Here is a 17,263-nt window from a genome sequence, read left to right on the forward strand (position 1 = left end):
GCTCACGCGTTCCGGTTCGTTGCTGGGCCGAGAGGGTCTGATCGGCGGCGCCGGCGGTCGGGCCCCTTGCCCTCCAGCCGGGAGACCCAGGCCTCGATCCGGGTCTCGATGACGGTGTCCTGTGCCACGATGGCGACCTCGACTGCGTCGTTCTCGGCGAATTCCACCGCGCGGCCTTCCGGGAAGACCGAACGCAGCGTCGTCAGGAGGCGGGCTGGACCGCTGATGCGGATGAGCGAGCCGTCGCTTCCGGCGAGCAGCGGCGTGATCTGCTCGATCAATGCCCGGCTCGCGGCGTCCCTCAATTCGGCTTCCAGGAACGGGCGCAGCAGGCGGCCGACCGTGTCGGACAGGGTCTCACTGAGCGCGTCGAGCGCCTTGGGGAGCTCCGCCTCCAGCCGCATGGCGACATCGTCGGCCCAGCTCCGGCGCTCGCCGGCGAGCGCCTCGGCAGCCTCCTGGCGCAACGCCGCCATTTGCCTCTCGGTCTCGGCGCGGCCCTCGGCGAGGCCGGCCTGGCGACCATCCTCGAAGATCTGGTCGAGATCGGGCGCCGGTTCGCGCGGCAGCTTGAGCAGGAAGGGCGGCAGCTCGACCGCGGCGCTCTCAGACGCTGCGTTCTCGGCTGTGACGTCCGGAGGGCTGATCTCCTCGATGTCGAAGCTCGGGATGAAATCGCTGGCCGGAAGGTGCTTCACGCGCGCGCTCCTTCCTGGATCCACTGCTTGAGGACGGCGGCCGCCTGGGCCTCATCGAAATCGATGAGCTGCTCAAGCTTCTTCAGCGGCGAGCGCTGCGAGGCCTGAGTGAGATCGCCGATCAGGTTGATGCCGAGCTCGGGTCCCGCGATCTGGGCCGGATTGTCGCTGGCCGTGACCGAAGCGATGACCGGCGCGGGCTCGGGCCGCTTCAGCAGGGCACCGATCGAGGGGCGCAGGCCGAACCAGATGATCAGCGCCGCCAGGGCCAGGATCGTCACCGCGTTGATCAGCGTCCCGGACTGGCGCAGCAGCGCCTCGCCGATGCCGATGGGCGCGGCGGGTTCGAGCGTGCGGCTGCCTTGCAGGAAGTCGACGGCGAGCACCTTGATGTTGTCGCCGCGCTGGTCGCTGATGCCGGCAGCCGAGCTGACGACCTGCCTGACCTCGTCGAGCCGCTGGTCGATCTGCTCCTGCGAGGGCGCAGCCCCGAGCGATTCGACCAGGCGCGGCCGGTTGATCAGCACCGCGATCGACATCTTCGCGATCGAGTAGCCGTCGCTGATCGTCTGCGTCTTCTTCGAGGAGATCTCGTAATTCGTCAGCTCCTCGCGGCGCTGCTTCTCCTCGCTGGAGCGCTGGCCGCCATCGGCGCGCACCGCGCGCTCGGGAACGTTCTGCTCGACCGTGGTCGGCTCCTGGGTCGCGGCGTTCTGCGAGGTGTCGTTCTCGCGCACCACGCGGACCGAGCGCTCGACCTTGGAATCGGGGTTGAAGACGGTCTCGCTGGTCTCCTTGCGATCGGTATTCAGGTCGGTTGCGACGCTGATCTCGAAATTCTCCAGGCCGAGATAGGGGGTCAGCGCCTTGCGGACATTGTCCTGGACCTCGCGATTGACGGTCTGCTGCAGCCCGGCGAGCTTGCCCGCCTGCATCTGGCCGGGTTCGCCGCCGGCGGCGAGCACCGTGCCGTCGGTGTTCAGCACCGTCACCTTCTCGGTGGTGAGGCCGGGCACGGCGGAGGCGACGAGATGGCGCACGGCCTGCGCGATGTTGCCGGCGCCCGAGGTCTCGGTGCGCACGACGACGCTGGCGGAGGCCGGCTGCTGGTCGCGGCGGAAGGAGCCCTTATCGGCCAGGACGAGATGCACGCTTGCTGCCTTGACGCCGCGCATGAGCTGGATCGTGCGCGCGAGCTCGCCTTCGAGGGCGCGCACACGGGTGATCTCCTGCATGAAGGAGGTCAGTCCGAGCGAACCGAGCTTGTCGAAGAGCTCGTAGCCGCCGCTGGTGCTGCGGGGCAGGCCCTTCTCGGCGAGCAGCATGCGCGCCTGGCCGGCCTGCGACGGCTTGACCAGGATTTGTGAGCCTTCGGCGTTGACGTCGAAGACGACACCGGCCTCCTGGAGCGCGGCACCGATGCGGTTGACATCCTCGCGCTGGAGGCCGCTGTACAGGACCGACATTTCCGGCCGGCTGAGATAATAGGCGCTGGCGCCGATCGCCCCGAAGACGAACAGCCCGATCGCGGCGAGCGCCGCGAGGCGCTTGTGCCCGAGCTGCTGGAGGTTGAGCCAAATCTCTTCAGCGTATTGCCGACCCGGCATCGTCGTTCCTTCGAGCTTCGGAGGTTATGACGGAAGTATTCCTCGCCAGCCTTGCGCGAGCATTGCGTCGCGCAGCAAAAAGGCCACGCTCCGTGAGGAGCGTGGCCCGTTGGTGTCAGCCGTGGTGCGGAGGCGTCAGTTGCGGAACAGCGAGAGGATGCTCTGGCTGCCGGAGTTGGCGATCGACAGCGCCTGGATGCCGAGCTGCTGCTGTGTCTGCAGAGCCTGGAGGCGGGTTGATTCGGCATTCATGTCCGCGTCGACGAGCTGGCCGACACCGCGATCGAGCGAGTCGGTCAGAGCCTGCACGAAGTCCTGCTGAAGGCCGATGCGGTTCTTGATGGCGCCCAGATTGGTGGCGGCATCGGTAATGTTGCCCAGAGCATCGTCGACGGCCGAGATATAGGTCTCGAGCTTCGCGAGGTCGGCGGAGTTGTCGGTCAGCTTCGAGATGTCGAGATCGTTGACGCTGAAGGTTTCCCACGCCGTCCCGTTATAGTCATCGTAGGACTTGTCGAGGATGCCCTTGCCGGTCTGCGTCGCCGGAGCCGTGGCCAGCGCGACGGGCGCCGTCAGGCCGCTGGTGAGGGCAATCGTGACGCCTTGGGCGTTACGGTTGGCGAACTCCAGCTGCCCGCCCGCCGTGTCGACAGCGACGGTCAGCCCCTCGATGCCAAGCTTCATGATGTCCTTGGCGATGCTGTCCAGCGTCGACGTCGCCGTCGTCGCAACGTTCAGCGTGGCGCCGGTGCCGACCTGGACGGTGATGTTGCCGGCCGCGGCGAGAAAGGTGCCGGTGCTGGCGCCGGTGACCACGTTGGTGGCCGGGGTCGCATCCGCCTTGCTGTCGTAGAGCTTGATCGCGTCGAGGTTGACGCTCACCGTGTCGATCTTGACCACGCCGCCGGCGCGGGAGAAGGACGAGACGACCGACTTCGTCGAATTGTAGCTCGCCGAAGCGGAGTCGACAGAGATCCAGTTCTCGCCGTTGAACACGGCGGAGTCGCCGGTGTTCTTGAGCTGCTTCTGGAGTTCGGTGATTTCGCTCTGGATCTTGTCACGGTCGACGCCGGGGGTGCGGGCGGCGACGAGCTTGGCCTTGATCTCCGAGACGACGTCGACCGTGCCGTTGAGGCCGGTATACATCGTGTCGATGGTCGCAGCGCCCAGGCCGAGAGCGTCCTTGACGGCGCCGAGAGCCTTGTTGTCCGAGCGCATGGTGGTGGCGATCGACCAGTAAGCGGCGTTGTCCGAAGCGGTGGAGACGCGCTGGCCGGTGGCGATGCGGTTCTGCGTGGTGGCGAGGTTCTTGTTGGTCATGGTCAGCGTCTGCAACGCGGTCATGGCCGAGGAGTTCGTGAGAAGGCTGGTCATGGTTTCTGTTCCTCTATCGATGAATGATGGGGAACATTCCGGATTTTAACCGGTATGGCAGGGCGGCATCATGCCTTCGACGATGTGGGACGCGCCCATCAGGTCAACCTGCCATGCCGTGACCATAGCCTGCGAAAGCTTGCGTGGAGCTTACCGGATTGCGGAGGATTTTCGACCTGAGTGCAGATGTGGCGATTGCGGCCGGGATGACGCGCTTTATCGGGATGCCTGATCAGCTATAGGCTGGTCGCTCAGGCCACCTTGCGGGCGTAGACCAGGCATAGCAGCTCGGCAACGACCTTGTAGAACTCCGGCGGGATCATCTGGTCGATCTGCACGCTGGCATGAAGCGAGCGTGCCAGGACGCGGTCCTCGATCACCGGAATGTCGTTGGCCTCGGCGATCTCGCGGATCTTCAAGGCGATCAGGTCGATGCCCTTGGCGAGCACCAGCGGCGCGCCGCCTTCCTCGGGCACATAGCGCAGCGCCACCGCGTAATGAGTCGGGTTGGCGATGATCATCGTGGCGCGCGGCACGGCGGCCATCATGCGGCTTCTGGCGCGGTCGCGCGCCAGCGAGAGCCGGCGCGATTTCAGGATCGGGTCGCCTTCGGCCTGCTTGTGCTCGTCCTTGATCTCCTGCTTCGTCATCCGCAGCGAGCGGCGCCAGGATTTCTGCGTCCAGACGAGGTCGGCGGCGACGATCACGATCGTCGCGACGCAAGCGGCCGAGAGCAGCCGGGTCGCGATGGTGAGGACCAGTTCCGGAATCGTGCTTGGGTCCTGCAGCATCGCCGTCACCACCGTGTTCTTGTCCGATTTGAGGATCAGCCAGGTCGTCACCGCGATGGCGGCGAATTTGGCCAGTGACTTTCCGAATTCCATCAGGCCCTGCGCCCCGGCGATGCGCGACCAACCCTTCCCGGGAGAGATGCGCGACCATTGCGGGCTGATCCGTTCCAGCGAGAACTGCGGCGCGTGCTGCAGGAAGGAGGCGCTCAGCCCGAAGACCATGAAGAGCAGCAGGATCGGCCCGACGAAGAGGCTGGCCTGCACGGCGACATAGGTCAGGAGCGTCGTCGTGTTCTTGTTCGTCGAGATGTCGAAGCCGGCGGGATCGCTGAGGAAGTTCGAGAGGAAGCGTGCGAGCTCGCCGCTGCTGGCGCGGATCAGGAAGACGCTTGCGATCAAGGTCGCAGCGATGCTGGCGAAGATCGGCGCCTCCTTCGAGGAGGGCGTGTTGCCACGCTCGATCGCGTCCCGAATCTTCTTCTCGGAGGCCTCCTCGGTCTTGCTTTCCTGGTCTTGCTCGGACAACGCCGGTCACCGTCTCATTGGAAGTAAGCGCCGTCCTCGCGCTCCGAATTGAGCTCGATCTCGCCGCGGCCCGCCATGTCGAGCGCAATGTCGGTGATGGCGCGGCGCGCCTCGATGACGTCGCGCTGCAGGGCCGGTTCGCCGTTCTCGAGGTCCTGCTGCACGATGCGGCGTGCGCGCGTCGCCAGGGAGGACAGGATCTGCTCCCTGAACAGGGTCTCGGTTCCCTTGAGCGCCAGGACGAGGCGGTCTGTCGGCACCTGGTCGAAGATCGCCATGCGGTCGCGCGGCGAGAGCTTGACGATGTCCTCGAAGACGAACAGCAGCCCCTTCAGCATCTCGGCCGATTCCGGGCGTACGCGCTGCAGGCTGTCGAGCGCCTCCTCCATGTCCTGGCTGTCCATCTTGTTGAGGATGTCGGCCATGCGGGCATGGGTGTCGGCGCCCTTGTTGCGCGCCAGGTTCAGGGTGAAGCCTTCATAGAGCGCCTTCTCGACGATCGCGCCCGGCTGCTCCGCCACGGGCTTGAGGTTCAGCATCCGGCGCATCAGCTCGTGGCGCTGGCCGGCCGGCCATTGCGTCATGATCCGCGAGGCGCAGGACGGGCTGAGCTTGGACAGGATGAAGGCAATGGTCTGCGGGTGCTCCTTGGCGAGGTAGCCCGCCAGCACGCTTTCCGACATCATCGAGACGCGGTCCCAGATCGAGCGGTTCGCTGCGTCCGCCGTCTCGCCGATGATCTCGGTGATCTCCTCGGCCGGCAGCATGCCGGTCAATAGCTTCTGGACCTCGCGCGGCGAGCCGACCAGGTTCACGCCGCTGGAAAAGCGGTCGCTGAACTCCTCCACCAACGTCGCGATGTTGTCGGCCGGGACCGGTCCGAGCTCGGCGGCGCAGCGCATCAGCAGGCGGATCTCGCCGGGCTCGAAATGCTTCAGCATCCGCCCGGCAAGGGGCTTGCCCATCGCCAGGACCAGGACGGCCGCCTTCTGCGCTCCGCTGAGCCCGTCAGCCGCCGGGACGATGGCTGGCGTGGCGTTCGCCCTGTTGTCCTTAGCAGTCCCCGTCATCGACATGATCCACTCACGCTTCGAACTTGCCACTCACGCTTCGAACTTGGCCTGGACGCCGACGATCTCGGTAAGCGACACGCCGAAGCGGCTGTTGTCGTCCTCGACGATCACGACCTCGCCGCGCGCGACGATGCGCCCGTTCACCACGACATCGACCGGTTCGCCGACGCGATGGTCGAGCTGCACGACGGCGCCGCGGCGAAGCTTCATCAGATTGGCGACCTGCATGGTGGCGCTGCCCAGTACGACCTGGATGTTGACGGGAATGCGCATGACGGCGTCGAGATTGAGCATCTCATTCGCCTCTGTGACGGCTCCGGGCGCTCCTTCCGCCGTGGCTGAGGCGCTCTCGGTTTCCGCCTCCGCCACGCCGGCGGGCACGTCCTCCGGCGTCAGCTCGGGCAGCTTCACGGACTTGTTGGGCTTCGTCATGGGGGTCTCCGGGGACTATCGGAACGCTCTGCCGGTCGCATCCGGCAGCGGGGATGAAGGCATTTCAGGCGGCGTTGGCATCTCGGCTGGCGCGGGGCGAGATGCGCTCGGTGCGCGCGTTGGCCGATTTCAGCTCGCGCAGGAGGTGGCAGCCCGTGTCGATCCGCTGTCCGAGTTCCTCGACGACGTCGCGGCCGCTGGCCTGGAGGTCGCGGACGGTGGACTGGATCGCGCGCAGTGCCGCCTCGGTCTGGCTGAACACGCTCTGGAATTCGGCATGGAAGCTGCGCATGCGCCTGAGCTCGCTACGCATCCGCAGGACCTGGAGGCTGGTGAGCAGCAGCGCTGCGAAGAGTACGACTTCACCGAGATAGAAGGTCATCTAGAAACTCCTGTTCCTCGTTGGCGTGGTCCTGGATGCGCAGCACATAGGAGCCGTTGCGCTGCCCGAGCTGGCACCAGAAGACGGTCTCGTCATTGCACTGGAGCTGGATCTTGGATTGCGGCGAGGCCTGCAGCTCGATCACCTGCCCGATCTGCAGCGAGCCGATCTCGCCGAGCGTCATGGCGCGCTCCTCGAGGATCGCCTGGAGCTTGACCTCCGTCCTTTGCACCTCGGAGCGGATCTGCTTGGTCCAGCGCGGATCCCGGGCGGTGGACTGGCCGGAATGGACATGGGCCAGGTTCTGGCGGATCGGGTTCAGCGCGGTCTGCGGGATGACGACGAACATCTGGCCGCAATTGTCGAGGCCCTGGACCAGGAACTGGGCCTTGACGGCGAGGTTGCTGCGGCTGCCGATCGTCGCGAAATACATGCGCGTCTCGACGCGCTCGAAATCGAAGGAGACGTCGCAGACCGGGGCGAAGGCACTCTTCAGGTTGCGGGCGGCGAGTTCGAACAGCGCCTGGGCCACCTGGATCTCGATATTGGTGTAGGGGCGCTCGTCATCGGGGAAGTCGGGCTCGTATTTGAACGGCGCCTCGCTGCCATCGGCCCCGAACATCACCTCCAGCAGAGTGAAGATGAAATCGCGGTCGAAGCCGATCAGGATGCGCGAATCCCATTCGCGCGCATGGAAGATACCGGCGATGGCGTTGTAGGCATGGGCGTTGAGCGCATCGCCGATGCGCTGGCTCTGGACGCCGGCGAGCGAGAAATAGGCCGGCGAAGATGACATCTGGCGCACCGCGTCGGCGCAGCTCGTCGCCAGCCGGTCGAAGACCATCTGCAGCATGGGCAGTCGGTCGATCGAGATGCCCGTCGAGTCGAGCAGCTTGTCCTCGCGGAGGGGCTGTGAAGCAGTGCTCATGTCAGGCGGCTTCCTGCTGGGGACGGTCGTTGGCGGCAGCGCCGCGCGGAGCCGCGCTGATCGTCTTGTCCTCGACCTCGTCGATCGAGGGTCTCTCGCTGGCCGAGATGACCTTGCGGCCATATTCGAGCGCGACCTGAGGGGCGGCGCCGCCGATGAAGGCGAGGATGGTCTGCTTGACGACGATGTAGACCCGCGCCTGCCGTTCGCGCGTCGTCTTGATCTTCTGGGCGATCGGCCCGATCACCGCATAGGAGAAGAAGATGCCGGCGAAGGTGCCGACCAGGGCCGCCCCGATGAAGCCGCCGAGCAGGGCCGGTGACTGGTCGATTGCGCCCATGGCCTTGATCACGCCCAGGACGGCGGCGACGATGCCCAGCGCGGGCAGGGCCTCCGACACCATGCCCAGTGCGTAATAGGGCTTCAGGCTGTCCTGGAGCTGGCTCGTGATCTCCTCGTCGAGGAGGGCCTCGACCTCATGGGCCTGCGCCTTGCCGACGATGACCAAGCGGAAATAATCGCAGATGAAGGTCGTCAACCTGGCGTCAGCCAGGACGCTGGGCGCATTCGCAAAGAGCGCGGATTCAGCGGGAGCCTCGACATGCGCCTCGACCTCGGCGCGGCCCTTGTTGCGCAATTCGCGCATCAACGCATAGAGGACGCCGAGGATTTCGAAGTAATGCGCCTGGCTCGGCACGGCGTTTCGCAGCGCTTCCGTTACCGCCGTGCCGGTGTCGGAGACGATCTTCATCGGGTTGGCGATGATATAGGTTCCGATCGCCGTTCCCAGGATGATGACCAGCTCCCATGGCTGCCAGAGCACGGCGACATGCCCGCCCATGGCGGCAAAGCCACCGATCAGTGAACCTACTGCTATCGTCAGTCCGATCAGTACGCTCAACGCGCCGCTCCTTCTCGCAATCTACATGTCGAGGAGTAGACGAGCTGGCTTGCGCGAGGCTGAAACCGGCGCGCACATCTCGGTCAGGTCCACGCAAGCCTTACGCGGGACCGTGATCGGCGAAGATCGCAATAACCCGTTTGCTGCGGAGGCGCCGATGACCACGACGATGATCGCTTATCAGGCGGTGACGCGGAACCTGACTCAGTCGCTCGCGCGGACAGCCGCAAAGCCTGAGGTCGCCAATGATTCAGCCTATTTCGAGAAGAACATCGGCAAGGTGAAGACGCTCGACGACTTCATGAAGGACGATCGCCTCTACCGCTATGCCGTGGAGGCCTTCGGCCTGGGTGACATGGCCTATGCCAAGGCCTTCATGCGCAAAGTCCTCGCAGGCGGGGTCACGGATTCCAGCAGCTTCGCGAACAAGCTCACCGACCCGCGCTATCGTGAACTGGCGGCAGCGTTCGATTTTTCGACCGAGACCGCCGACACGACCTATTTCCAGACCAATATCGGCAAGGTGAAGACGGTTACCAGTTTCACGGACAAAAGCGCCTCGCGCATGTTCGACTACGCGATCAAGGCGTTCGGTCTGGAGTCCATCGTCGACACGCCAGAGGAGAAGGAGGCCGTCACCCAGGCGCTCCATCTCGGCAAGGATTCGCCGCTTCACTTCGACGATCCGGCGATCGACAAGCAGTTTCGCGCATTCCTGAAGGCCTTTGATTTTGCCGACAAGGGCGCAAAAGCCACCAGCGACAAGGCGATGATGCAGCAAACGGTCGATCGCCATAACGCGGCCATCAGAAGCGACCAGACGAAGACCACGGTCGAGAAATACACGCGCCAGAAGCTCGAGCAGGATGCGGGCGCCAGCGACGACAACGTTCGTCTCGCGCTCTATTTCGAGCGCAAGGCGCCAACGATCAAGACCGCCTACCAGGTCCTGGCGGACGCCGCCCTGTTGAAGGTCGTCCAGACGGCGCTCGGCATCCCCGCGGAGACCTCCGCGATGCCGATCGATCAGCAGGCGAAGATGATCGAGAAGAAGCTCGACCTCAAGACGCTGCAGGATCCAGACGGACTCAAGCGCTTCATGCAGCGCTTCACCAGCCTGGCGGATGCGGCGAGCGGTGCTTCGTCGAACCCGACCATGCTGCTCTTCAGCCAGCCCTCCTCCGCCCTGATCGGCCAGGACGTATTGGCCAGCCTGCAGAAACTTCGCCTCGGAGGCATCTGACCATGCAGCCCTCCATCTATGTCGGCCTCTCCGCCCAACTCGTCCTCGAAAAGCGGATGGAAACACTCGCCCGCAACGTCGCGAACATGAACACCGCCGGCTACCGCGCCGAGGAGGTCAAGTTCAGCACTTTCCTGTCGAAGAAGGGACCCGATGGCGTCAACTTCGCCTCGGAGGGCGAGAGCTTCATCAACCGGATGCAGGGCGGCGTCGACAAGACCGGGAACCCGCTCGACGTCGCGGTGGAAGGCGACGGTTTCCTCGCCATCTCGACTCCAGCCGGCACGGTCTATACGCGCGATGGCCGCATGAAGATCACGGCCCAGGGCGAATTGCAGACGCATTCGAACTATCCGGTTCTCGATGCCGGCGGCTCGCCGATGCTGCTCGATCCGGAAGCCGGCCCGCCCGTGATCGCCAAGGACGGCATGATCTGGCAGGGCACCCAGCAGGTCGGGGCGCTCGGCCTGTTCACGATCGACCCCAATGCGAAGCTGCAGCGCTACGAGAATTCCGGCGTGATTCCCGACAAGGCGGCGACTCCGATCCTCGATTTCATCACCAATGGTGTCCGCCAGGGTTACGTCGAAGGCTCCAACGTCAATCCCATCCGGGAGATGGCGAAATTGATCATGGTGACGCGCGCCTTCGAGAGCGCCGCGAACGCGATCGACAAGAGCGAGAAGTCCGTCGACGGTGCCATCCGCTCGCTCGGCGAGACCAGCTGAGTGCTGGCCGGACCTGACCCTTTCGAACAATTTCCGATCCAATTGGATCGCTCAATTGCTCTGGATCTTTGCTGTAACGCGTTTTCTTCATGCGAACTGGTGGCCACTTCGCTTGAAAACGCTTTGGCCTCCCGCACAGGACTGCGATGAACGCGCTCGCCCGTCTCGAACAAGCCATTGCCGGTGGCCCGCAAACGCATGAATTGGTGCGGATCAGCGGCGCGGTCTCAGAGGTCACGCCGGCTGCGGTGCGTGTCGCGGGGCTCTCCCGCTTCGTCCGGCTCGGCGAACGCATCGCGCTCTCCGCGAATGGGCGTGAGGAATTCGGCGAGGCCATCCGCATCGACCGGGACGGCGTTCTGGTCAAGCCGTTCGCGACCACCGTGGGCGTCGGGCTCGGCGCGCGTGCCAGCGTCGCCGGCGCGATGACGCTGCGGCCGGCGCAGAGCTGGAAGGGCCGCGTGATCAACGCCTTCGGCGAGCCGCTCGACGAGGCCGGGCCGCTGCTGCCTGGCGATACCGCGATGCGCGTCGACGGGCCGCCGCCGGAAGCGATGAAGCGCGCCCGCGTCACGCGGCCGATCCGCACGGGCGTGAAGGTGATCGATCTGTTCACGCCGCTATGCGCGGGCCAGCGCATCGGCGTCTTCGCCGGGTCCGGCGTCGGCAAATCGACCTTGCTCTCGATGCTGGCGCGGGCGCCGGGCTTCGGCACGATCGTCATCGGGCTCGTCGGCGAGCGCGGGCGCGAGGTACGCGAATTCCTCGACGATACCTTGGGGGCGATGCGCGCCAACGCGGTTGCGGTAGTCTCGACCAGCGACGAGAGCGCGATGATGCGCCGGCTCGCTCCGAACACGGCGATGGCGGTGGCCGAATATTTCCGCGACCAGGGCGAGGATGTCCTACTCATCATCGATTCCGTGACGCGTCTCGCCCATGCCGCGCGCGACGTGGCCCTGGCGGCGGGCGAGCCCGCAGTTGCGCGCGGCTATACGCCGAGCGTGTTCAGTGCTCTGCCCAAGCTCCTCGAACGGGCCGGCCCGGGCATCGAGGGGGCGGGCGCCATCACCGGGATATTCTCGGTACTGATCGACGGCGACGACCATAACGACCCTGTCGCCGACAGTATCCGCGGCACGCTGGACGGGCATCTCGTGCTCGACCGCTCCATCGCCGATCAGGGCCGCTATCCGGCGGTGAATGTGTTGTCCTCGGTTTCACGCTTGGCGCACCATGTCTGGACGCCGGAACAGCGTGTCCTCGCCACCCGGATGAAGGGCCTCGTCGCGCGCTTCGAGGATACGCGGGATCTGCGCCTGATGGGCGGCTACCAGGCCGGAGCCGATGCCGAGCTCGACACGGCGATCGCGCTCGTGCCGCGCATCTACACGGCGCTGCACCAGGACATGAGCGCGCCGCTGAGCGCCGACGTGTTCCAGGATCTGGCAAGCGCGCTGCAGCAGCAGGGGTGAATGCGTTTTCGACTGCCCAGGAAACGTCATTGCGAGCGTGAGCCGAAGCAATCCAGACCGACGCGCTCTGCCGCCCTGGATTGCTTCGGCTCACGCTCGCAATGGCGCTGTTCTGTCGAAAATCAGCTGCGCAGTTGCTCCCTGCGCACATAGTTGAATTCCTTGATGAGCACGTCCTTGATCAACTCGCCGCCGAGGCGGGTGTTGACATTGGTCTTCACGCTTTTCAGCAACGCGTCGATATCGACCCGCTCCAACCGCGAGAAATCGATCTGGGTATTGGAGTAGATCGCGCGCAGCGCCTCGTCCCGGACGAAGGGGTGGGGCTTCACCGTCATCTGCCGCAAGGTGTGGGCGTCCGCCGTGAAGACGAACTGGGCCGCGACATAGCCCTTGACCTCGCCGCCGGCGAGGATCGGCACATGGATCAGGCTGGTTTCCTCATACTCCAACCCTTCGAAGAAAGGTGTCTCCGTGGCAGGCGCCCGTTCGGCCCGCCAGGTCAAAGCGAGGTGTCCTGAGATCAGGGTCACCCCGCAAACCCAGGCGCCGAGCAGGAAGAGGCGCGCCGTCGTCATATCGCGGGCGCTTTGGCCGGCATCGGCGCGGCGAGCTGCGAGGAGACCGTGGCGGAGTAGGTGCCGTCCGAATCCGCGTCCATCAAAGTGGTGGCCATCGCGGCTGCAATCTCGCGCACGGCGTCGAGATGCATGGCGATGGCGAGACGGTTGTGCTCGAGCTTCAATCGCAGCGTCGACAACCGTGCCAGGAGCGGGCCGTCGATGGTTTCGTTGCTGATCGCCCGCACGGCGCGGCTGGCGTCGAGGAGCAAACGGCTTTTGGTCTCGTTGAGGCGGTTGAGGTCGGCGTTCCTGAGGGCCATCAATTCGGAGGTCTCGTGGTCGAGCACCTGTTCGAGATGATCCAGCACGGTCCACATCGCGCGCCCGGCCTCCGAGGGCTTTTCGGGCGCGGTCGGACTCGGGCTCCTGAGCGCGATGGCCCCAGTCGAACTCGGCGCCTGCGCCCCTTCCTGGGCGGGCGGGTTCAATTCGAGCACGGCCATGTCGTCTTGCTGTTCGCTCATGATGCGTCACACCTGTCGGGTTGTGGAGGTTCGACCCACGCCGATTGCGCTGGGCCGGGTGATGTTCAGGAGCTTGCGCTCGACCGTGAGCGGAATGGCGAGGTCGCGCGAACTCGCGCCGGCGCTGGCGGTCGGAGCCAAGGTCTTCTGGGTCGTCGCGACCACCGTGCCGGGCTCCGCGCCCGCAATGTTGCCGGACCGCGCCGCGAGCGCGGCCATGACCTTGCTGCGAATGCCGAGGCCACCCGTCTTGGCGATCTCGCCGGCGATCTGCTCGGACAGCATCGAGCGCCAGACACCGCCCGACAACCCGCTGCCGAAGGTGTTGGTCGTGGCTTCCGGCATCATCTGCTCGATGAAGGTCGAGATCACCTGCGCCTCGAACTGGCGCAGCGTCTTGGCCGTGGCGGACTGGTCGCCTGCGGCTGCGGCAGACGGCTTGGTAAATGATGGTTTGGCAAATGATGGTTGGGTGAGCGTCAGGCTGGCGAATTTGTCGCGCGCGCTGGCCAGCCCCGGAGCCTGTAAGGCGGCGCCGGCGCCTTCGACGGCCGAGGCGAATTGCGTGGCGGCCGCGCCGGGCACGGCCATGCGGGCAAGCCGGTCGAAGGCTGCGCGCTGACGCTGCGGATCGGCGGCGAGGGCGACGTCGAGAACGATGTCGGATGGAGGAGAAATCGCCATGGTCGCCTTTCCAAGGTCATTGAACGATCACGCCGGGAGATTGCACCATCAGGCTTATTCGAGGCTTGCCGCTCTCTTGCCCTCGATGCTGTCGATGATCTCGACCAATACATCGTCCTGGTCGGCGCGAAGCTTGATCCGCCGGACATGATCGGCGAGGCGCGCGGTTTGTTTCTCGCGCCCGGTTTCCGCGACGACGTGCTTTGCTTGCTCGGCGGCGGCGGCCTCCAGCTCCCAGAGCGACAGCGAAACCCGGTGCAGGCGCTTGGCCGTCATATCCGCGAACAGCCCGTCGACGAGGCCATCGCCGTTGAGCGAGGCGAGGAGCGCGCGCGATTCGTCCTTCGCCTCGGCGGCCTTCCGCTCGATCGCCTTCTGGCGCCATTCGGCGAGGCTGCGGATCCGCGACTGGATCGCCAGCATCCGTTCGATCGATTTCAGGCGCTTGCGCGGCATCCCGGTTCAGCCATGCGCGAGCCAGGACGAGAAGGCCGTGATGAACAGCCGCAGCGCCTCGGGCCCCGTAAAATAGAGCAGGAACAGGCCGCCCGCGATGACGAAGGGCAGCGAGATGAAATACACCGGGATCTGGGGGGTGAGCTTGTTCATCAATCCGATGGCGAGGTTGACCACCACCCCATAGATCATGAACGGGCTGCCTATCCTCAAAGCCAGGAAGAAGCTGTCCGAGGCGCGGTCGGCGAGCTGGATCAGGCCCGCCTGCGCGTCGAATGCGGTGCCCGGTGCGATGCGCGCATAGGAACCGGCCAGCGCCCGGATGACCTCGGCGTGCTGGTTCGTCACGAACATCAGCGTCGCCGCGGTCATGGTGATCAGCGTGACGAAGGGCGCCGACGCCTCCGCCTCGTCGATCGGCAAGCCCGGCAATTGTCCAAGCCCCGAGGCGGTCGCCATGGCGGTCGCGATGGTCTGCAGCGCGAGGAAGAAGAAGCGCGCCATCAGCCCGATCAGCGCGCCGGTCATCGTCTCGGAGACGATGAGCCGCAGCAGCGTCGCCGGACCGGGATCGGCGCCGACAGTTGCGAAGGCCGGCAGGGCGAAGGGTGTCAAGGCCAGGGTGATGCCGCCGGCCATGAGCAGGCGCAGCCGCACCGGCACGCGCGGGCTGGAGAAACCCGGCATCAGCATCAGGCATGCGCCGATGCGGCAGAAGATCAGGAAGGCATGCAGCAGGATTTCGGGCGTGACCGGCGTCACGAGATCGTGCCCAGCTGGTTGACCTCGAGCCCGCGCGCGATCTCGACATGGGAGAGGACGGGCAGCGCCGGGAAGATGCGCTCGACGATCATGCGGACGTAAGGGCGCGCATCGGGGCTGGTGACCAGGACGAAGTTCTGCGCCTGGTCCATCCGGCTGCGGATCGCGGTCGTCGCCTCGGCGGCGAATTCCTCGATGAGGCGGGGATCGATGTCGAATTCGATGACGTCGCCCTTGGCGTCGCGCCGGAGGCTCTCATGGAAGGCGAGGTCCCAGCGATTGCCCAGGCGCAGCATGTTGAGCACGCCGTCCTCAGTAAGATCACCGCAGATCTGCTGGGCCATGCGCATGCGCACATGTTCCACGATCGGTTCGGCCCGGCGCACATGCGGCGCGATCTCGGCGATCACCTCGAGGATGAGATGCAGGTTGCGGATCGAAACGCGTTCGGACAGCAGCAGGCGCAGCACGGCTTGCAGGCTCGACAGCGACATATGCGCCGGGCAGATCTCGTCGAGCAGCCTCTTGTATTCCGGGCCGAGCCGGTCGAGCAGGCCGCGCATGTCCTTGTAGGACAGGAGCTGGCCGAGATTCTTGCGGATCGTCTCGCTGAGATGGGTGAGCAGCACCGAAAGGCGATCGACCGGGTGCATGCCCTCGCGCTTCACCTCATTGGCGTAGCTCTCTGAGACCCACATCGCCTTGACGCCGAAAGCCGGCTCACGAACCTCCTCGCCCGGCAGATCCGGCAGGCGACCATCGCCGACGACGACGAGCATGCTGCCGGGGCGCATTTCGCCGGAGGCGACGACCGTGCCGTGGATGCGGAACTCATAGGCCTTGGGCGGCAGGCGCAGGCTGTCGGAGAGTTTGATCTCCGGCACGACGAACCCGTATTGCGCCGCGAATTTCTTGCGCATCTTGGCGACGCGATGAGCGAGTTCGCTATGGGCGTTCAGCATCTCGGCCGACAACTGCTTGCCCAGGCTCAGTTCGATCTCGCAGATCGCCAGCGAGTCCTTGATCGTGTCCTTGCTGTCATGGACGGCCTGCTCGGCCTCCATGGCACGGATTTCCTCGGCGGCCGCCTCGCGCTCGGCCAGGCGCTTGGGGATGGTATAGCCGACGAAGGCCATCAGCCCGCCGAGCAGGGCGAAGGGCAGGAGCGGCAGTCCCGGCACCAGCGCCAGGATCAACATCAGGAAGGCGGCGACGAAGAGCGCGCGCGGATAATGCCCGAGCTGGCCGAGGATCGCCTGCTCGGCTGTTCCGCGCATGCCGCCCTTGGAGACGAGCAGGCCGGCCGCGAGCGAAACGATCAGGGCCGGGATCTGCGTGACGAGGCCGTCGCCGACGGCCAGCTTGACGAAGACGTCGGAGGATTCCGACAGCGACATGCCGTGGCGCGTCACCCCGATGATGATGCCGCCGAGAATGTTGACGGCGGTGATGATCAGGCCCGCGATCGCATCGCCGCGGACGAATTTCGAGGCGCCGTCCATCGAGCCGAAGAAGGAGCTTTCCTCCTCCAGCTCGCGCCGGCGCTTCTGGGCCTCGGGCGCATCGATCAATCCGGCCGAGAGATCGGCGTCGATCGCCATCTGCTTGCCGGGGATGGCGTCGAGCGTGAAGCGGGCTCCGACCTCGGCGATGCGGGTCGCACCCTTGGTGATCACGATGAAATTGACGGTGACCAGGATGATGAAGACGATCAGCCCGATGACGAAATCGCCGGCGATGACGAAGCGCGAGAAGCCGTCGATGATGTAGCCTGCGGCGTTCGAGCCCTCATTGCCATGCGAGAGGATGACGCGCGTCGTGGCGATGTTGAGCGAGAGCCGCAGCATCGTCGCGACCAGCAGGATCGTCGGGAACGAGGAGAATTCGAGCGGCTTCTGGATCCACAGCGAGACCATCAGGATCAGGACCGACAGCGAGATCGAAAACGCCAGCCCGAGGTCGATGGCGAAGGCCGGGATCGGCAGGAACAGGATCGACAGAATGCCGATGATGCCGACGGCGAAGCCGACATCGCGTCCGCTGTTCGGTACAGCCTTGCCCGATGAGACGTCCTGGATCGTCATGCTGCGTTTTGTCCTGCCGCCGGAAGGGGTTGC

The 17,263-nt window shown here is 65.4% G+C and carries 18 protein-coding genes; 3 read left to right on the plus strand and 15 right to left on the minus strand.

Translation table 11 applies throughout. From position 1 onward, the window contains the following. Nucleotides 1–2 precede the first annotated feature (2 nt). The 9 genes from RMR04_RS03030 to motA form a co-directional block, all read right to left on the minus strand. The gene (locus tag RMR04_RS03030; RefSeq protein WP_311912905.1) at nucleotides 3–698 is read right to left on the minus strand and encodes a FliH/SctL family protein; all 696 of its coding nucleotides are present in this window, start codon (nucleotides 696–698) and stop codon (nucleotides 3–5) included. Next, nucleotides 695–2,305 (minus strand): flagellar basal-body MS-ring/collar protein FliF, encoded by a 1,611-nt coding sequence (fliF, locus tag RMR04_RS03035; protein ID WP_311912906.1) that lies wholly within the window; start codon nucleotides 2,303–2,305, stop codon nucleotides 695–697. Before fliF ends, RMR04_RS03030 begins: the two co-directional genes overlap by 4 nt. 135 nt (nucleotides 2,306–2,440) lie before the next feature. Then, the gene (locus tag RMR04_RS03040; RefSeq protein WP_311912907.1) at nucleotides 2,441–3,679 is read right to left on the minus strand and encodes a flagellin N-terminal helical domain-containing protein; all 1,239 of its coding nucleotides are present in this window, start codon (nucleotides 3,677–3,679) and stop codon (nucleotides 2,441–2,443) included. A gap of 251 nt (nucleotides 3,680–3,930) precedes the next feature. Beyond that, nucleotides 3,931–4,995, minus strand: coding sequence for an EscU/YscU/HrcU family type III secretion system export apparatus switch protein (locus tag RMR04_RS03045; RefSeq protein WP_311912908.1), 1,065 nt, complete (start codon nucleotides 4,993–4,995; stop codon nucleotides 3,931–3,933). A 14-nt stretch (nucleotides 4,996–5,009) separates the two neighbouring features. Continuing rightward, on the minus strand, nucleotides 5,010–6,065 hold the full coding sequence (locus tag RMR04_RS03050) for a flagellar motor switch protein FliG (RefSeq protein WP_311912909.1): 1,056 nt from the start codon (nucleotides 6,063–6,065) through the stop codon (nucleotides 5,010–5,012). A 33-nt stretch (nucleotides 6,066–6,098) separates the two neighbouring features. Then, on the minus strand, nucleotides 6,099–6,500 hold the full coding sequence (fliN, locus tag RMR04_RS03055; protein ID WP_410492192.1) for a flagellar motor switch protein FliN: 402 nt from the start codon (nucleotides 6,498–6,500) through the stop codon (nucleotides 6,099–6,101). A 64-nt stretch (nucleotides 6,501–6,564) separates the two neighbouring features. Next, nucleotides 6,565–6,882 (minus strand): hypothetical protein, encoded by a 318-nt coding sequence (locus tag RMR04_RS03060; RefSeq protein ID WP_311912910.1) that lies wholly within the window; start codon nucleotides 6,880–6,882, stop codon nucleotides 6,565–6,567. Then, nucleotides 6,863–7,810, minus strand: a complete 948-nt coding sequence (locus tag RMR04_RS03065; RefSeq protein ID WP_311912911.1) for a flagellar motor switch protein FliM — start codon at nucleotides 7,808–7,810, stop codon at nucleotides 6,863–6,865. The genes RMR04_RS03060 and RMR04_RS03065 overlap by 20 nt, the downstream gene beginning before the upstream one ends. Nucleotide 7,811: 1 nt before the next feature. Next, the gene (gene motA / locus RMR04_RS03070) at nucleotides 7,812–8,711 is read right to left on the minus strand and encodes a flagellar motor stator protein MotA (protein WP_311912912.1); all 900 of its coding nucleotides are present in this window, start codon (nucleotides 8,709–8,711) and stop codon (nucleotides 7,812–7,814) included. 157 nt (nucleotides 8,712–8,868) lie between these two features. Between motA and RMR04_RS03075 the strand changes: the two genes are divergently transcribed. The 3 genes from RMR04_RS03075 to fliI all read left to right on the plus strand — a co-directional run bounded on the left by RMR04_RS03075 (nucleotide 8,869) and on the right by fliI (nucleotide 12,157). After that, a complete protein-coding gene (locus RMR04_RS03075; protein WP_311912913.1) occupies nucleotides 8,869–9,954 on the plus strand; it encodes a DUF1217 domain-containing protein in 1,086 nt (361 codons plus the stop codon). Nucleotides 9,955–9,956: 2 nt separating this feature from the next. Beyond that, nucleotides 9,957–10,682, plus strand: coding sequence for a flagellar basal-body rod protein FlgF (gene flgF, locus RMR04_RS03080; protein WP_311912914.1), 726 nt, complete (start codon nucleotides 9,957–9,959; stop codon nucleotides 10,680–10,682). A gap of 146 nt (nucleotides 10,683–10,828) precedes the next feature. Beyond that, on the plus strand, nucleotides 10,829–12,157 hold the full coding sequence (gene fliI, locus RMR04_RS03085; RefSeq protein ID WP_311912915.1) for a flagellar protein export ATPase FliI: 1,329 nt from the start codon (nucleotides 10,829–10,831) through the stop codon (nucleotides 12,155–12,157). A 122-nt stretch (nucleotides 12,158–12,279) separates the two neighbouring features. Here the strand turns inward: fliI and RMR04_RS03090 are convergent, their stop codons facing one another. From RMR04_RS03090 to flhA, 6 genes are read right to left on the minus strand one after another with little or no spacing between them, the layout of a single operon-like run. Further along, nucleotides 12,280–12,735, minus strand: coding sequence for a hypothetical protein (locus tag RMR04_RS03090; protein ID WP_311912916.1), 456 nt, complete (start codon nucleotides 12,733–12,735; stop codon nucleotides 12,280–12,282). Then, complete coding sequence (locus RMR04_RS03095) at nucleotides 12,732–13,244, minus strand: hypothetical protein (protein ID WP_311912917.1); 513 nt, start codon at nucleotides 13,242–13,244, stop codon at nucleotides 12,732–12,734. Before RMR04_RS03095 ends, RMR04_RS03090 begins: the two co-directional genes overlap by 4 nt. Nucleotides 13,245–13,250: 6 nt before the next feature. Then, on the minus strand, nucleotides 13,251–13,928 hold the full coding sequence (locus RMR04_RS03100; RefSeq protein ID WP_311912918.1) for a rod-binding protein: 678 nt from the start codon (nucleotides 13,926–13,928) through the stop codon (nucleotides 13,251–13,253). Nucleotides 13,929–13,982: 54 nt separating this feature from the next. After that, complete coding sequence (locus tag RMR04_RS03105; protein WP_311912919.1) at nucleotides 13,983–14,384, minus strand: hypothetical protein; 402 nt, start codon at nucleotides 14,382–14,384, stop codon at nucleotides 13,983–13,985. A gap of 6 nt (nucleotides 14,385–14,390) precedes the next feature. Beyond that, entirely contained in the window at nucleotides 14,391–15,146 is a 756-nt protein-coding gene (gene fliR, locus RMR04_RS03110; RefSeq protein WP_311912920.1) for a flagellar biosynthesis protein FliR, read from the minus strand. Continuing rightward, a complete protein-coding gene (gene flhA / locus RMR04_RS03115) occupies nucleotides 15,143–17,230 on the minus strand; it encodes a flagellar biosynthesis protein FlhA (protein ID WP_311912921.1) in 2,088 nt (695 codons plus the stop codon). The genes fliR and flhA overlap by 4 nt, the downstream gene beginning before the upstream one ends. Nucleotides 17,231–17,263 lie beyond the last annotated feature (33 nt).

The sequence above is a fragment of the Bosea sp. 685 genome, from assembly GCF_031884435.1.
In the GTDB taxonomy this organism is placed as follows: domain Bacteria; phylum Pseudomonadota; class Alphaproteobacteria; order Rhizobiales; family Beijerinckiaceae; genus Allobosea.

Excerpts from the sequence above, each read along its gene's own strand:
- RMR04_RS03090 (WP_311912916.1), bottom strand. The coding sequence starts at position 12,735 with ATGACGACGGCGCGCCTCTTCCTGCTCGGCGCCTGGGTTTGCGGGGTG.
- fliN (WP_410492192.1), bottom strand. The coding sequence starts at position 6,500 with ATGACGAAGCCCAACAAGTCCGTGAAGCTGCCCGAGCTGACGCCGGAG.
- RMR04_RS03095 (WP_311912917.1), bottom strand. The coding sequence starts at position 13,244 with ATGAGCGAACAGCAAGACGACATGGCCGTGCTCGAATTGAACCCGCCC.
- flhA (WP_311912921.1), bottom strand. The coding sequence starts at position 17,230 with ATGACGATCCAGGACGTCTCATCGGGCAAGGCTGTACCGAACAGCGGA.
- fliI (WP_311912915.1), top strand. The coding sequence starts at position 10,829 with ATGAACGCGCTCGCCCGTCTCGAACAAGCCATTGCCGGTGGCCCGCAA.
- RMR04_RS03065 (WP_311912911.1), bottom strand. The coding sequence starts at position 7,810 with ATGAGCACTGCTTCACAGCCCCTCCGCGAGGACAAGCTGCTCGACTCG.
- RMR04_RS03050 (WP_311912909.1), bottom strand. The coding sequence starts at position 6,065 with ATGACGGGGACTGCTAAGGACAACAGGGCGAACGCCACGCCAGCCATC.
- fliF (WP_311912906.1), bottom strand. The coding sequence starts at position 2,305 with ATGCCGGGTCGGCAATACGCTGAAGAGATTTGGCTCAACCTCCAGCAG.
- RMR04_RS03040 (WP_311912907.1), bottom strand. The coding sequence starts at position 3,679 with ATGACCAGCCTTCTCACGAACTCCTCGGCCATGACCGCGTTGCAGACG.
- RMR04_RS03060 (WP_311912910.1), bottom strand. The coding sequence starts at position 6,882 with ATGACCTTCTATCTCGGTGAAGTCGTACTCTTCGCAGCGCTGCTGCTC.
- RMR04_RS03105 (WP_311912919.1), bottom strand. The coding sequence starts at position 14,384 with ATGCCGCGCAAGCGCCTGAAATCGATCGAACGGATGCTGGCGATCCAG.
- RMR04_RS03100 (WP_311912918.1), bottom strand. The coding sequence starts at position 13,928 with ATGGCGATTTCTCCTCCATCCGACATCGTTCTCGACGTCGCCCTCGCC.
- RMR04_RS03075 (WP_311912913.1), top strand. The coding sequence starts at position 8,869 with ATGACCACGACGATGATCGCTTATCAGGCGGTGACGCGGAACCTGACT.
- flgF (WP_311912914.1), top strand. The coding sequence starts at position 9,957 with ATGCAGCCCTCCATCTATGTCGGCCTCTCCGCCCAACTCGTCCTCGAA.